The sequence below is a fragment of the Bacteroidota bacterium genome (assembly GCA_040388375.1).
GTDB lineage: Bacteria > Bacteroidota > Bacteroidia > UKL13-3 > UKL13-3 > JAAFJM01.
The window spans coordinates 1-1,942 of sequence record JAZKBU010000033.1 but is presented as its reverse complement, the minus strand read 5'-3'; the positions used below and the strand labels follow the sequence as shown (position 1 = coordinate 1,942).

Here is a 1,942-nt window from a genome sequence, read left to right as displayed (position 1 = left end):
GTTGTAGTAGCTCAGAACAATACGGCGTCGCTGGCATGGCTTGTATATATTTTGCTCTTAACATCTTTAGTTATTATCAATGGAGTAAGGAGAAATAGTAATGTTACTAGAATTAAGCTTATTAACTATAATGTATTCAGCACAAATTGAGTCTTTAACTAGAATAAAAGCACCTATCGAAGGCATTTGTCTTATTAAATACGAGTTATGCCTTATAAGCCATTCACCAAGAATAACCCATAAAGAATTTAAAACATGCTGGAATAATGTAGATAATTGTATATTAAAGAGGAGATATTAATGAAATTTAAAATAACAGCGTTAAACAAAAATGGTTTGAGTTATTATGTATTAGCAAGCCTGGACAATATTATTCTAGGGAAGTTCTCTAGCAGAGATGAGTGCAAATTGTACGCAGAGCTGCTTAAGAAACGGCTTACAAGTAACGATGCAGAAGTGTTTGATGTTTAGTATAATTACGTAGGGGGTTTTAGTGGATAACCTAATAAATAAAATACTCATTTATAGCAAATACCCTAAGCCAGAGAAATATATACGAGCTTTATTGTTACAAGAACGGGAAAAACAAATACAAGTTGATATGTTGTTTATACAAGAGAATGCTCATAAACTATTTTGGAAAGCTTTGTGGCGTATGCCTGATAAAATACAAAGAGAAGAGATAGCCCTAGAAGGTGTATCGGAGTGTTATAGACACCTTAGCGCAGGTGATTCCATGGGTGAGGCGGTCACTAAGAGTATTAAGAAGATAAATCAACTTATCCATAAAGCTGTAGCTATATATAAAGAGAACTTTCCTTAGTTACGTCGATAGCATATGGTAATACGGTATTATAGGCGGGGGTATTTATGAATAATAATTGGGAATATTTTTTAGACGTTTGTTATTATGACATGTGGGCTGTTAGGCCTATCGGTGATAAATCATTTAATAGTTTATGGTTGTTTCATGTTACTAGTGAGAATGAAGCCGTGGTTTTATGCGACATTCTTAACGAACACTAAGCACTTTTAGTATGGTAGCGGCGCTGACGCTTGCAAGTTGATAAACGCAGTAAGCGGCGACTCCTTAACGTCGTGCCGCTGAAAGACATTAAGTCTGGAAGCAATAGGCACAATATAAATATACGTCGCCGCGGAAAATATGTTTTTAAATATAATCAAGGTGTTACGACCAGCCGCAATCCATATGTAGGCGGGGAGTGGAGAAACAAAATTCACTTCTGAGTGAATTTACACAGTGAATTAATATGAACTGTTAATGAGACAGCTTGTAAACACGCCTTGAATATATACCTGAAATACGTTATATATATGTATATATAGGTTGGGGGTTTTTATGAAATGCTTTATATTAAATACAAGTGCAATGTATGCTGTAACATCGTGCGGCGATGTTATTAGCTATAGATTTAATAAAGAAAAAATACTTAAACAGCAAACTAATACATCTGGATATAAACAAGTTTCTTTAATATGCGCAGATGGTTCACGAGAGTTTAAGCTTGTTCATAGATTGGTTGCTAAATATTTTATACAAGGGTTTAATGAAAACTTAACTGTGCATCATATAGATTATAACAAAACAAATAATAAACTAGATAATCTATGTTTAATGTCTTTTTCAGAAAATACAAAGGATGCAGCCAAATCTTTTCGTATGGGAAAAAAGCTTACTAAAGAACAAGTGGTGTCTATTAAACGTAGACTTGGTGAGTGTAAACAAAGCGTACTAGCTAAGGAATTTGGTGTTTCTGAGGCAACAATAAGTTATATAAAAAGCGGTGTATTTTGGAATCACTTAAAAGTATTATAGCTTTATTAAGCTTTTACAATAGGTTGGTGGCTATGGCTGTGGGCTAGCAGCCGCCCGATGCTGTTGGGGGGAATAGGGGGGCGTCTCTTATATAGATACAACACC

3 protein-coding genes are annotated in these 1,942 nt (G+C 34.7%); all 3 read left to right on the top strand.

The window, feature by feature from the left end:
• Positions 1–300 precede the first annotated feature (300 nt).
• The 3 genes from V4538_17735 (at position 301) to V4538_17725 (ending at position 1,837) form a co-directional block, all read left to right on the top strand.
• Positions 301–471, top strand: a complete 171-nt coding sequence (locus V4538_17735) for a hypothetical protein (GenBank protein MES2382894.1) — start codon at positions 301–303, stop codon at positions 469–471.
• A gap of 22 nt (positions 472–493) precedes the next feature.
• The gene (locus tag V4538_17730) at positions 494–823 is read left to right on the top strand and encodes a hypothetical protein (protein MES2382893.1); all 330 of its coding nucleotides are present in this window, start codon (positions 494–496) and stop codon (positions 821–823) included.
• 567 nt (positions 824–1,390) lie between these two features.
• Positions 1,391–1,837, top strand: coding sequence for an HNH endonuclease (locus V4538_17725; protein ID MES2382892.1), 447 nt, complete (start codon positions 1,391–1,393; stop codon positions 1,835–1,837).
• Positions 1,838–1,942: the final 105 nt, after the last annotated feature.